Origin of the sequence: Microbacterium trichothecenolyticum, from assembly GCF_000956465.1 — a bacterium.
Taxonomy (GTDB): domain Bacteria; phylum Actinomycetota; class Actinomycetes; order Actinomycetales; family Microbacteriaceae; genus Microbacterium; species Microbacterium trichothecenolyticum.
This window is the reverse complement of record NZ_JYJA01000016.1, coordinates 18,174-30,181: the sequence shown is the minus strand read 5'-3', so window position 1 is coordinate 30,181 and position 12,008 is coordinate 18,174. Positions and strand designations below refer to the sequence as shown.

Below are 12,008 nucleotides of genomic sequence, written 5' to 3'. Positions count from 1 at the left end.
GGAGATGTGTGTGAGGAAGGGGTGCTGCGCGGTGACGTTGTGCGGGTGCGGGCGGGGTGGGGTCACCACACCAGCTGGTCGCGGCGGCGGACGAGGTACGCACGTTCGGCGGGGTTGCCGGCGAGCTGCACGGCAAGGTCGTACGCCGACCGCGCCTCCTCGCTTCGCCCGAGCCGGCGGAGGAGGTCGGCGCGCGCCGCGTGGAAGGCGTGATACCCGTCGAGAGGTCCGCGGAGTCGGTCGAGCTCGGCGAGCGCGACGTCGGGACCGTCGATCTCGGCGACCGCGATGGCGCGGTTGAGGCGCACGATGGCGGACGGATCGGCGCCGAGCAGTCGGTCGTAGAGCGCGACGATCTGCGACCAGTCGGTGTCGCGAGCGGACGGGGCGGCGGTGTGCACCGCGTTGATCGCGGCGAGCAGCTGGTAGCGCCCGGGAGGCTCTCCGCCGGCGGCGACCGCGGCGATCCGTTCTCGCACCAGCGCGTGGCCCTCGACGATCAGAGCGCGGCTCCACGCCCCGCGATCCTGCTCTTCCAAGGTCACGAGCTCGCCCGTGCGCGACACGCGTGCGGTTCGCCGCGCGTCGATGAGCAGCATCAGCGCGAGGAGTCCCGTCACCTCGCCCTCATCGGGAAGGAGCGTGCGCAGGAGCCGGCCCAGGCGGATCGCCTCGTCGGTCAGGTCCGCCCGCATCGCGTCGTCGCCGCCGGTGGCCAGATAGCCCTCGTTGAAGATGAGGTAGACCACCGCGAGCACGCCGGCGAGCCGCTCTCGGAGATCCGTCGCCGACGGCACTCGATAGGGGACCTGCGCTGCCGCGATCTTCGCCTTCGCGCGGGTGATCCGTCGGGCCATGGTGGTCTCCGGCACGAGGAAGGCGTGGGCGATCTCGGCGACGGTGAGTCCGCCCAGCAGCCGCAGCGTCAGGGCGACCCTGGCCTCCATGGCGAGGACGGGATGACAGCAGGTGAAGATCAGCCGGAGCCGGTCGTCGTCGACCGGTCCCGTCTGTTCGGGAGGAGAGTCGTCGGACAGCATCAGCGCCGCCTTGTGCTTGTCGTCGCGGCGCGACTCACGTCTCAGCCGGTCGATCGCCTTGCGCGTCGCGGTGGTGGTGAGCCACGCACCCGGGTTCGGTGGCACGCCGTCACGCGGCCAGCGCTCCACGGCGGCCGTGAACGCCTCCGCGGCTGCGTCCTCGGCGAGGTCGAGATCGCCGAAGCGGCGGGCGAGCCCCGCCACCACCCGCGCCCACTCCTCGAGGTGGGCGCGGGTGATCGCCTGATCGACGGCGGGGCCGGTCACGACTCGGACGCGTGCCGCTCCACGATCTCCGCCAGGTCGCCGGGGAAGCGGTGCACCTCCTGCGGCCAGTCGAGGGCGACGGCCAGTCGTCCCGCCCAGTAGCGGGCAGCCTCGTCATCGGCCACGTTCACGACGGTGAACCCGCCGAGGTGCTCCTTCGTCTCGACGAACGGCCCGTCGGTGAAGACCGGCTTGCCGTTCTCGCTGACGACGCTGCAGACCGCGGTCGAGGCGTCGATGCCCCCCTCCGCGAAAAGGAAGACGCCCGCGTTCTTCATCTCCTCGAGCAGCGCCTCCGAGGCCGCGCTCTTGCTGCGCAGCTGGTCGGCCGTCTGCGGGGGCACCCACTCGTCGTTGAATGCGATCAGGTAGTTCGGCATTGTCGTCTCCTCTCGTCGGGACGAGGACCCCGTCGTGGACCCTCCGTCGCGGCGCCCGAACGGGCCCGCATACCTGATCCACGAACGGTGAGGCTCCGATACGACACTATTGCCGAGACCGGTGAAGAAATCGCGACACCGTCACTGCGGCAGGCGGGCCGTCGAGCCGCGCACGATGAGCTCGAAGGGGAGCTCGCCGGGCCGGTGGACGGGGGTCTCGGCATCCGTCGACTCCAGCGCTTCGAGGATCGCGTCGGCGGCGCGCTCGCCCTGGCCGAGAGGGAACTGGTCGACCGTCGTGAGGCGGAAGAACTCGCCGAGCTCGTGACCGTCGATGCCGATGACCGAGAGGTCCTCGGGCACCCGGTAGCCGAGCTCGCGAGCCGCGAGGAGCGCCCCGATCGCCATCTCGTCGGATGCCGCGAAGATCGCGGTCGGCCGGCTGCCCGGCTTGCCCAGCAGCTGCTTCGCGGCGCGGAAGCCGCCTTCGATCGTGAAGTCGGCGGGCTCGAACAGCGACGGGCTGACCTCGATGCCGGCGTCGGCCAGCGCCAGCTCGAACCCCTGCCGGCGCTGCGTCGGGATGTGGAAGTCGATGTCGAACTCGGGGCTCGCGCCGATGTGCGCGATCCGGCGGTGGCCGAGCGCGAGCAGGTGCTCGGTGGCCAGCCGCGCGACGGCGACGTCGTCGACGGTGAGGGTCGTGAGCAGCGGATTAGGCCCGCCGATCGCGATCACCGGCAGATCGAGCTCGACGAGCCGCTCCGTCTCCTCCTGACCGAGCTCGAGGGAGATCGCGATGACCCCGTCCACGCGCTGGCGCCGCAGGAACGTGTCGAAGATGTCGTGCCGCTCGCCGCGGTCGGCGGTGAGGCTGTAGAGCGTGATGTCGTAGCCGCGGCGCATGAGCGCGGAGGCGATGCCGCTCAGCACCGTGGAGAAGAACCACCGGTCGAGGAACGGCACCAGCACACCGATGTTGCGCGTGCGGCCCGAAGCGAGGCTCGATGCCGAGGCCGACACCACGTACCCGAGGCTCTTGGCGGCCTCCTCGACCTTCGCCTTCGCGCCCGCCGAGACGTGTCCGCGCCCGCTCAGCGCGCGCGAGACGGTCGCCGTCGAGACCCCCGCCGCGCGGGCGACCTCGTCGATGCTGACCACGTCGTCACCGTACCTTCTCGTAGACCAGCGCGAGTGTCAGGCGGTCTCGATCCAGACCGTCGTGTCGCCCGCGAGCTCACCGTCCGCGACCGGACCGCTCGACGCGATCACGATACCGCTCGGCAGCGCGATCGGCGCGGAACCCGTGTTGGCGATGACGGTGACATTCCCGTTGCGGAATGCGACGGCATCCGTTCCGTACCCGTCGATCCACTCGAGCGAGCCCGCACCGAGCGACCGCGCCCGGCGCTCGGCGAGCAGTGCACGGTAGAGCTCGAGCGTCGAGCCCTCGACACCCGTCTGCGCGTCGCGGGCGAGCGTCGCCCATTCGGCGGGCTGTGGCAGCCACGACGCGCCGGAGTCGCTGAAGCCGTAGGCCGGGGCATCCGCGTTCCACGGGATCGGCACGCGGCAGCCGTCGCGACCGTACCGCTCGCCGTTGGTGCGGAACCACGTCGGGTCCTGACGGGCGTCACCGGGGATGTCGATGACCTCGGGAAGACCGAGCTCCTCGCCCTGGTAGAGGTAGGCGGAACCCGGCAGTGCGAGCATGAGGGTCGTGGCTGCGCGGGCGCGGGCGAGTCCGACCTCGGGGATCGGCTGACCGGGCGACTCCGGGCCGATGCCATGACCCTGCGGGTTCTCGGCCGTCAGCGCGAGACGCGACGCGTGGCGCACGACGTCGTGGTTGGAGAGGACCCACGTCGAGGGCGCGCCGACACCCGGGAACGCGTGCAGCGACACCTCGATGACCTCGCGGAGATCGGTGGCGTTCCACTTGGTCTCGAGGTACGGGAAGTTGAACGCCTGGTGCATCTCGTCGTGACGCACCCACTCGGCAGTGCGCGCGGCGGTGGGCAGCCACGCCTCGGCGGCGAGGGCGCGATCGCCCTGGTACTCCTCGAGGATCTTTCGCCAGTCGCGGTACACCTCGTGCACGGCGTCCTGACCCCAGTACGGCACGTTCTCCGCTTCGCCGCCCATCGAGCCGGCCGCGGGGTTCGGGATGTAGTCCGGCAGTCCCTCCGCCTTCACCAGGCCGTGGGCGACGTCGACGCGGAAGCCGTCGACCCCGCGGTCGAGCCAGAAGCGCAGGATGCGGCGGAACTCCTCGCGGACCTCGTCGTTCGACCAGTCGAAGTCGGGCTGCGACGAGTCGAACAGGTGCAGGTACCACTGGCCGGGCTCGCCGTCGGCCTCGACCACGCGCGTCCACGCGGGGCCGCCGAAGACGGACTCCCAGTTGTTGGGAGGAAGTTCGCCGTTCTCGCCCTTGCCGTCGCGGAACATGTAGCGCGCACGCTCGGCGCTGTGGGGAACGGCGGCGAGGGCCTGCTGGAACCACTCGTGCTGGTCGGACGAGTGGTTCGGGACGAGATCGACGATGACACGGATGCTGCGCTCATGCGCCCCGGCCAGCATGTCGTCGAAGTCGGCCAGGGTGCCGAAGAGCGGGTCGACGTCGCAGTAGTCGCTGACGTCGTAGCCGGCGTCCTTCTGGGGCGAGCGCTGGAACGGGCTCAGCCAGATGGCGTCGATGCCGAGGTGCGCGAGGTCGTCGAGGTGCGAGGTGATGCCGGGGAGGTCGCCGATGCCGTCACCCGACGCGTCCGCGAAGGACCGCGGATAGATCTGGTAGATGACGGCGGTGCGCCACCACTCGCCGCCGACGGTGGTGAGGAACGCGTCCGTGCGCTCGATGGTCTCTGCGGAAGTCATCCGATCAGCATACTGCAAGCGCTTACACTCCCTCGTAACGAAAGACGCCCGGGGGCCGGGCGTAGGGTTGGCGGGTGCTGTCCGAAGCCCTCACGCGCGCCGAATCCCTCATCCGCACGATCCCCGACTACCCGGAACCGGGCGTGCAGTTCCGCGACATCACGCCTCTGCTGGTGGATGCCCGAGCCCTGCGCACCGTCATCCACGCGATGATCGCCCCGTTCGAGGGGTCGTTCGACGTCGTCGCGGGGGTCGAGGCGCGCGGGTTCCTGCTCGCCGGCGCCGTCGCGATGGAGGCCGGCGCGGGCCTGGTTCCGATCCGCAAGGCCGGCAAGCTGCCTCTGCCCGCGGCATCCGTCACCTACTCGCTCGAATACGGCACCGCCACGATCGAGGCGCACGACGACATCGCCGTCGGCACCCGGGTGCTGCTCGTCGACGACGTCCTCGCCACCGGTGGCACGCTCGTCGCGGCGCACGAGCTCGTCGAGACGCTCGGCGGCGTGGTGGTGGGCACCGCGGTGCTGATGGAGCTGACGGCCCTCGGCGGCCGGGACGTCGTCGGCGACGTGCACACGGTCTTCACCGGCTGACGCCGCGGCTGCGATCGGCATCGCCGGTCACCCGTCGGAGCGCGGCCCCGGCAGCGTGTCCTGCGGCCCGGTGCGCGGCCCGAAGTGCGGGATCGGCGCGGGCCGTTCGGCGCGTGGCTGCCGTGGCGGTTCCGGCGCGTCCGGGAGTGTGGCGTCGCCCTCGAACGGCGTGAGCGGATCCCTGCGGCTCGCATGCTGGGGGAACCGCCGGCCCGTGACGGTGTTCGCGACGACCTTCATGACGAAGAACTTCACGGTCGGGCTCCACGACGCGAGCCGGCGGACCCCGCTGTCGCGGATCTCGTCGTCACGGGTGACGCGCTCCGCCTTTCCGCGGATCACGACGCTCCAGTAGTGGTCGTCGTCGGTCGCGCCGTCGACCTCGAAGGCGACCATCGGGTGCTGCGCGATATGGAGGAGCTTCGCGTCGCGCGCCGTGCGGATGTACAGGGCGCCCTCGTGGGCGACGTAGTTGACCGGGAAGATGTCGGGTGCACCGTCGGCGTTGTCCACCGCGAGCCGGCCGAGTTCGGCGGTCTGCAGGTACTCCCAGCACGCCGAAGCGGCGAGCCGCTCCACCTTCGGCGGCTGGTCCGCACTCGGGGGATCGCTTCGGGAATCATTCATCGCGCACCACCGTCCGTCCCTCCGGTCTACCTCAGAGCGGAGGAGAACTGAAGGGGGAGCGTGCCGGCTCAGCCGCCGAGCACGACGTTGATCGGAGGCTCGCCGGCGGCGAGCCGCTCGATCTGCGTCCGCACGAGCTTGGCGACCCGGGGTCGCATCGCGCTCGACGCGCCGCCGACGTGCGGGGCGATGAGCACGCCCGGAAGGCCCCAGAGCGCGTGGCCCTCGGGGAGGGGCTCGGGGTCGGTGACGTCGAGCGCGGCGCGGATACGTCCGCGACGCACGTGATCGACGAGCGCGTCGGTGTCGACGAGGGTGCCGCGGCCGACGTTCACGATGAGCGCGCCCTCGGGAAGCGCCGACAGGAAGGCGTCGTCCACGAGTCCCTGGGTTGCCTCACCGCCCGGCAGCGTGAGGATCACGATCTCGGCCTGGGGGAGCAGCTCGGGCAGCTCGTCGATGCCGTGCACCGCGACACCGTCCTCATCCCGGGCGCGCGACGCGACCGGGGTGAGCTCGACCTCGAACGGCTCGAGCCGCGCGGCGACGGCCTTGCCGACGCCGCCGTAGCCGAGCAGCAGCACGCGACGATCGGCGAGGCTCTGCGCGAAGACCGGGGCCCAGCGGCCGGCCGCGGTGTCGACGGCGAACGCGTCGATGTGCCGCTGCGCAGCGATCGCGAGACCCACGGCGAGCTCGGCGGTCGAGGTCTCGTGCACCGAGGCCGCGTTCGCGAAGACCAGACCTTCGGGCAGGATGGCGGCGACGCCGTCGTAGCCGATCGACTGGCCCTGCACGAGCCCCACCTCGACGCCCTCGAGACGCGCGAGCACGCGTGCCATCGACATGTAAGGCGGCACGACGATGTCGAACCGGTCACGCGGAGCGGCCGCGTCCATGGGCCACACCACCAGCTCGACGCCGTCGGGCAGGGCGCCCAGATCCGCGGCGAGCTGCTCGGTGGGGACGCTGACGACGAGATTCCGGGTGTCTGTGGTCACCCGCTCCACGCTACCGGCGCGGTGCGGGGCCGGCGTCGCGGGGCGGCGCTACGCTCGCGTCGAGCGGCGACCGCGACCGGCGGCGGCGCCTGGGCGGAGGAGGCGGACGTGGTTCCCGAGATCAACTACTGGGCGGTGCTGATCGCGACGGCGTCGAGCATGGTCGTCGGCTCGATCTGGTACACGCCGAAGGTCTTCGGCACGAGATGGGCGAAGCTCGCGAACGTCGACATGAACCGGCCGGGCGCAAGTGCCGTGGTGCCGATCGTGGTGACGCTGATCGTCAGCTTCGTGACCGCGTGGGTGCTGGCCGGCGCCTCGTCGATCGCCTGGCACTTCTACGGCGGCAGCTACCTCTGGACGGCGCTGCTCACGGGCGTGATCCTCTGGGCGGGCTTCACCGCGGCGCGCTTCATCACCCACGACGCCTTCGAGGGGCGGCCGTCGTCGCTGACCGTGCTCAACATCTCGCACGAGCTGGTGACCATCATCGTGATGGCGCTCATCATCGGCGTGTGGCCGCCGGCCGGCACAGTCTAGAAGCGGGACGGATGCCGCGGCTCAGGCCGCGGCGCCCACCACGGCGGCGATGGCCGACGTGAAGAACGACAGGCCGTCGACGCCCGACCGCATCGCGGCGGCGGTGTCGGGACCGAAGCCCGGCTCGACGGCGTGCTCGGGGTGGGGCATGAGGCCGACCACGTTGCCCCGCTCGTTGGTGAGGCCGGCGATGTCGCGCAGCGACCCGTTCGGGTTCACGCCGAGGTATCGGAAGGCGACAAGCCCCTCGCCCTCGAGACGGTCGAGTTCGGACTCCGAGGCGATGTAGCCGCCGTCGGCGTTCTTGAGCGGGATGACGATCTCCTGGCCGGAGGCGAAATCGCTGGTCCACGCGGTGTCGTTGTTCTCGACGCGCAGCTTCTGGTCGCGGCGGACGAACTGCTGATGCGCGTTGCGGATCAGCCCGCCCGGCAGCAGGTGAGCCTCGACGAGCATCTGGAAGCCGTTGCAGATGCCGAGGATGGGCATCCCCTTGGCCGCGGCATCCTTCACCTCTGCCATGATCGGCGCGAGCGCCGCGATGGCTCCGGCGCGCAGGTAGTCGCCGTAGCTGAAGCCGCCGGGAAGGACCAGCGCGTCGACGCCGTCGAGGTCGTGCGAGCCGTGCCACAGGGCGACGGCCTCGCCGCCTGCGATCTCGATCGCGCGCTGCGCGTCGCGGTCGTCGAGCGAGCCCGGGAAGGTGATGACGCCGATGCGGGCGGTCATTCCACGACCTCGATGCCGACGACGTCCTCGATCACGGAGTTGGAGAGGATCTCGTCGGCGATGCGCCGGGCCTCGGCGAGCACCCCGTCGGTGACCTCGCCGTCGACGGTGAGCTCGAACCGCTTGCCGATGCGCACCGCGCTGAAGTCGGAGACGCCGAGACGGGCGAAGGCGCCGGTGACGGCCTTTCCCTGCGGGTCCAGAAGCTCGGCCTTGGGCATGACGTCGACGACGATGGTGGGCATCGCGATCCTCCTGGCGGCCGGAGGCCGCAGCTATCGGTCGTTGAGCGACGAGCGCAGCGAGGAGTCGAAACGCCGGATGTCGCGGGCAGGGGTCCCCACCAGTCTACGGGCCCGTGCGCGTGGCGTTTCCCGGGTCGCGCAAACCCCTGTGACACAACCGTGATCAAACCGTGGGAGCGCTCCCTTGACTTCGTGGGAGCGATCCCATAGCGTTGCGTCTCGATCGATGGGAACGCTCCCACGAGACACCACCGGCACGGTTCCCTCCGGGCCGATCCTGCAACACACACGACCCTGACAACACAAAGGAGTGACAGTGAACGCACGCGCCTTCCGCAGAAGCGCTGTGGCAATCGCCGCATTCTCGGCTTCGGCCATCGTCCTCGCCGGCTGCGCCGGCGGCAACGGAGACGACGCCGGAAGCGAGGACGGCCAGATCACGCTGACCCTGGCCACGTTCAACGACTTCGGGTACGACGACGAGCTCCTCCAGGAGTACATGGACGAGAACCCGAACATCAAGATCGTCCACAACAAGGCCGCCATCACCGACGACGCCCGCACGAACTTCTTCGCGAAGCTCGGAAAGGAAGGCCTCGCCGACATCGAGGCGGTCGAGGTCGACTGGTTCGCCGAGGCCATGCAGTACTCCGACCTGCTCGCCGAGGTGCCCGACAGCGCCAAGGGCCGCTGGGTCGAGTGGAAGGAAGAGGCCGCGACCGACGCCGACGGCCGTCTCGTCGGCTTCGGCACGGACATCGGCCCGCAGGCCGTCTGCTACCGCGCCGACCTGTTCGCCGCCGCGGGCCTGCCCTCGACGCCCGACGAGGTCGCCTCGGCGATCGACGGCGACTGGGACACGTTCTTCGACCTGGCCGACAAGTACAAGGCTGCGACCGGCAAGCCGATGCTCGACTCCGCGAACTCCGCGTTCCAGGGCATCGTCAACCAGATCGAGTTCCCGTACGACGAGCCCGACGGCACCGTCGTCGCGACCGACAACCCCGACCTCGAGGCTGCGTACAACCTCGTCGTCGAGCGCGGCATCCCGAACTCGGCCTACTCGGGCCAGTGGTCGGACGACTGGAACGCGTCGATGGCCAACGGTGAGTTCGCCGCCATGCTGTGCCCGCCGTGGATGCTCGGCATCATCTCGGGCAACGCGCCCGAGGTCACCGGCTGGGAGATCGCGAACGCGTTCCCGAACGGCGGCGGCAACTGGGGCGGCTCGTACCTGACCGTTCCCGCCAACGGAAAGAACGTCGACGAGGCTCTCAAGCTCGCCGACTGGCTGACCGCTCCGGAGCAGCAGGAGAAGACGTTCGTCAACGTCGGCGCCTACCCGAGCGCCCTCGACGCGCAGAGCTCGTCGGCGATCACCGATTCCACCAACGAGTACTTCGCCGACGCGCCGACCGGCACGATCTTCGCGGACCGCTCCGCGGCGATCACCGTGACGCCCTACAAGAGCGCGGACTACTTCAAGTACAACACCGCACTGCAGGACGCCATCACCCGCGTCTTCGACGGCACCCAGGACGCCCAGGCGTCGTGGGACGCGTACGTCGCCGAGGTCGAGGCCTTCTGATAGGCCGACACTGACGATCCGGTCCGCTCCCGCAGACCAGGTCTGACAGCAGAAGCGGAGTGCGTGCGGGTCCCCCGGCCCGCGCGCACTCCGCCTCCACGCCCACCCTCGACACCCGAATCGGAGCCACCGGTGACCACGACCGCCACCCGTACGACGGCATCCGGGCCGGCCGATCGGCCCGATCCGGAACGCCAGCCGCGCGTCCTCTCCTTCTCCCACCGCCTGAGCCGCTGGGACCTGAAGCTCTCCCCCTACCTCTACATCTCGCCGTTCTTCATCCTGTTCGCGATCGTGGGCCTCTTCCCGATCGTCTACACGGCGGTGATCTCGTTCCAGGAGTGGGACCTCGTCCGCAACTCCGGCACCTTCGTCGGGTTGGACCAGTACGTCTGGATCCTGTCCCAGGCCGACTTCTGGATCGCCCTGCGGAACACCTTCAGCATCTTCCTGCTCTCGTCGGTGCCGCAGCTCATCCTGGCGCTGTTCATCGCGGCGATGCTCGACAAGAACATCCGGGCCAAGACCTTCTGGCGCATGAGCGTCCTGCTCCCGTACGTCATGGCCCCGGTCGCCGTCGCGCTGATCTTCAGCAACCTCTTCGGCGACAACCACGGCCTCGTGAACAACGTGCTCACGAACCTCGGCCTGAACCCGATCGCCTGGCACAAGGACCCGTTCTGGAGCCACATCGCCATCGCCACGATGGTGAACTTCCGCTGGACCGGCTACAACGCCCTCATCCTCCTCGCCGCCATGCAGGCCGTGCCGCGCGAGTACTACGAGGCGGCGACCGTGGACGGCGCCAACGCGTTCCGCCAGTTCTGGAGCATCACGCTCCCGTCGCTGAAGCCCACCCTGATCTTCGTCATCATCACGTCGACGATCGGCGGTCTCCAGATCTTCGACGAGCCCCGCATGTTCGACCAGACCGGCCGCGGCGGTGCCGCGGGCCAGTGGCTGACGATCACGCTGTACCTATACAACATCGGCTGGGGCGAGTTCAACTTCGGACGTGCCGCCGCCCTCGCGTGGATCCTCTTCATCATCATCCTGGCGATCGGCCTCATCAACCTCGCCATCACCCGCGCCCTCGTACGTGACGAGGGCGGACGCGGGGTCATCCAGCGCCGTCGCGGCGGCCGGAAGGGAGCCCAGCAGTGAGCGCCATCAGCACCCCGCCCCTCGCGGTCGTCGAGGAGAACCTGCCCAACGCGCGCCGGAGCCGGCGGACCACGAAGATCCGCGGCGTGCGCGCCGGGGTCTGGGTGTACGTCGGTCTCGGGGTCGTCGTGGTCTCGGCCCTCTTCCCCTACTACTGGTCGTTCCTGATCGGCTCGGGCGACGCCTCGACCATCAACAACCCGAGCATGTCGTGGCTGCCCGGTGGCAACTTCATCGACAACGCGCTGAAGGTCATCAACGACCCTGCCGTGAACTTCTGGCAGGCGCTGTGGAACTCGATCTTCAGCTCGACCGTGATCGCGGCATCCGTCGTCCTGTTCTCGACCCTTGCCGGCTGGGCGTTCGCGAAACTCCGCTTCCCCGGCGGCAAGTGGCTGCTGGCCTTCGTGGTCGCCACCATGGCGGTGCCGATGCAGCTCGGCGTCGTGCCGCTCTACCTGCTCTTCTCCGACCTGGGCTGGACCGGGCAGATCGGCGCCATCATCATCCCCGCGCTCACCAGCGCGTTCGGTGTGTTCTGGATGACGCAGTATCTGTCGCAGACCGTGCCGGACGAACTGATCGAGGCGGCGAGAGTGGACGGGGCCAACATGCTCCGCACGTTCTGGACGGTGGGCGTGCCCGCCGCGCGGCCCGCAGCCGCGATGCTGTTCCTCTTCACCTTCGTCGGGGCGTGGAACCAGTTCTTCTGGCCCTTCATCGTGCTCGACCGGCAGAGTCCCACGCTCCCGGTGGCGCTCTCGCTCCTGCAGTCGAACTACTTCGTCGACTACTCGGTCGTGCTCGCCGGCGTGCTCCTCGCCACCATTCCGCTCCTCATCGTCTTCGCCTTCACGGGGCGGCAGCTGGTGAGCGGCATCATGGCCGGCGCCGTCAAGGGCTAGACCCTTTCCCCTCCCCACAGCCTTCGGCATCCTGACACCGACGTTCTCC

The 12,008-nt window shown here is 69.8% G+C and carries 13 protein-coding genes; 5 read left to right on the top strand and 8 right to left on the bottom strand.

Annotation, left to right across the window (positions count from 1 at the left end):
* Window positions 1–62 precede the first annotated feature (62 nt).
* The 4 genes from RS82_RS00915 to RS82_RS00900 all read right to left on the bottom strand — a co-directional run bounded on the left by RS82_RS00915 (window position 63) and on the right by RS82_RS00900 (window position 4,567).
* A complete protein-coding gene (locus RS82_RS00915; protein ID WP_045296273.1) occupies window positions 63–1,307 on the bottom strand; it encodes an RNA polymerase sigma factor in 1,245 nt (414 codons plus the stop codon).
* Complete coding sequence (locus RS82_RS00910; RefSeq protein WP_045296271.1) at window positions 1,304–1,687, bottom strand: YciI family protein; 384 nt, start codon at window positions 1,685–1,687, stop codon at window positions 1,304–1,306. The genes RS82_RS00915 and RS82_RS00910 overlap by 4 nt, the downstream gene beginning before the upstream one ends.
* Window positions 1,688–1,828: 141 nt before the next feature.
* Window positions 1,829–2,848 (bottom strand): LacI family DNA-binding transcriptional regulator, encoded by a 1,020-nt coding sequence (locus RS82_RS00905; RefSeq protein WP_045296269.1) that lies wholly within the window; start codon window positions 2,846–2,848, stop codon window positions 1,829–1,831.
* Between the two features lie 36 nt (window positions 2,849–2,884).
* Complete coding sequence (locus RS82_RS00900) at window positions 2,885–4,567, bottom strand: glycoside hydrolase family 13 protein (RefSeq protein ID WP_045296267.1); 1,683 nt, start codon at window positions 4,565–4,567, stop codon at window positions 2,885–2,887.
* A gap of 74 nt (window positions 4,568–4,641) precedes the next feature.
* Between RS82_RS00900 and RS82_RS00895 the strand changes: the two genes are divergently transcribed.
* Window positions 4,642–5,160: an adenine phosphoribosyltransferase gene (locus RS82_RS00895; RefSeq protein WP_045296266.1), complete on the top strand. Its 519-nt coding sequence runs from the start codon at window positions 4,642–4,644 to the stop codon at window positions 5,158–5,160.
* Window positions 5,161–5,187: 27 nt separating this feature from the next.
* On the opposite strand, the gene RS82_RS00890 is transcribed toward RS82_RS00895, so the two are convergent.
* Together RS82_RS00890 and RS82_RS00885 are read right to left on the bottom strand one after the other, a co-directional pair.
* Window positions 5,188–5,787: a pyridoxamine 5'-phosphate oxidase family protein gene (locus RS82_RS00890; RefSeq protein WP_084695383.1), complete on the bottom strand. Its 600-nt coding sequence runs from the start codon at window positions 5,785–5,787 to the stop codon at window positions 5,188–5,190.
* Window positions 5,788–5,855: 68 nt separating this feature from the next.
* Window positions 5,856–6,788 carry a 2-hydroxyacid dehydrogenase gene (locus RS82_RS00885; protein ID WP_045296265.1) on the bottom strand — a complete coding sequence of 311 codons (933 nt, stop codon included), beginning with the start codon at window positions 6,786–6,788 and terminating at the stop codon, window positions 5,856–5,858.
* Between the two features lie 108 nt (window positions 6,789–6,896).
* On the opposite strand from RS82_RS00885, the gene RS82_RS00880 reads away from it, so the two are divergent.
* Complete coding sequence (locus RS82_RS00880; RefSeq protein WP_045296264.1) at window positions 6,897–7,328, top strand: DUF1761 domain-containing protein; 432 nt, start codon at window positions 6,897–6,899, stop codon at window positions 7,326–7,328.
* A gap of 21 nt (window positions 7,329–7,349) precedes the next feature.
* Here the strand turns inward: RS82_RS00880 and purQ are convergent, their stop codons facing one another.
* Window positions 7,350–8,057, bottom strand: coding sequence for a phosphoribosylformylglycinamidine synthase subunit PurQ (gene purQ / locus RS82_RS00875; RefSeq protein WP_045296262.1), 708 nt, complete (start codon window positions 8,055–8,057; stop codon window positions 7,350–7,352).
* Complete coding sequence (purS, locus tag RS82_RS00870; RefSeq protein ID WP_045296261.1) at window positions 8,054–8,302, bottom strand: phosphoribosylformylglycinamidine synthase subunit PurS; 249 nt, start codon at window positions 8,300–8,302, stop codon at window positions 8,054–8,056. The genes purQ and purS overlap by 4 nt, the downstream gene beginning before the upstream one ends.
* Window positions 8,303–8,618: 316 nt before the next feature.
* On the opposite strand from purS, the gene RS82_RS00865 reads away from it, so the two are divergent.
* From RS82_RS00865 to RS82_RS00855, 3 genes are all read left to right on the top strand, one after another.
* Window positions 8,619–9,890: an ABC transporter substrate-binding protein gene (locus RS82_RS00865; RefSeq protein WP_045296260.1), complete on the top strand. Its 1,272-nt coding sequence runs from the start codon at window positions 8,619–8,621 to the stop codon at window positions 9,888–9,890.
* A gap of 132 nt (window positions 9,891–10,022) precedes the next feature.
* Complete coding sequence (locus RS82_RS00860; RefSeq protein ID WP_045296259.1) at window positions 10,023–11,054, top strand: carbohydrate ABC transporter permease; 1,032 nt, start codon at window positions 10,023–10,025, stop codon at window positions 11,052–11,054.
* Entirely contained in the window at window positions 11,051–11,959 is a 909-nt protein-coding gene (locus RS82_RS00855) for a carbohydrate ABC transporter permease (RefSeq protein ID WP_045296258.1), read from the top strand. The genes RS82_RS00860 and RS82_RS00855 overlap by 4 nt, the downstream gene beginning before the upstream one ends.
* Window positions 11,960–12,008 lie beyond the last annotated feature (49 nt).

What these genes read in the sequence shown, in the direction of transcription:
- RS82_RS00900 (WP_045296267.1), bottom strand. Translation starts at nt 4,567, where the DNA reads ATGACTTCCGCAGAGACCATCGAGCGCACGGACGCGTTCCTCACCACC.
- RS82_RS00910 (WP_045296271.1), bottom strand. Translation starts at nt 1,687, where the DNA reads ATGCCGAACTACCTGATCGCATTCAACGACGAGTGGGTGCCCCCGCAG.
- purS (WP_045296261.1), bottom strand. Translation starts at nt 8,302, where the DNA reads ATGCCCACCATCGTCGTCGACGTCATGCCCAAGGCCGAGCTTCTGGAC.
- RS82_RS00890 (WP_084695383.1), bottom strand. Translation starts at nt 5,787, where the DNA reads ATGAATGATTCCCGAAGCGATCCCCCGAGTGCGGACCAGCCGCCGAAG.
- purQ (WP_045296262.1), bottom strand. Translation starts at nt 8,057, where the DNA reads ATGACCGCCCGCATCGGCGTCATCACCTTCCCGGGCTCGCTCGACGAC.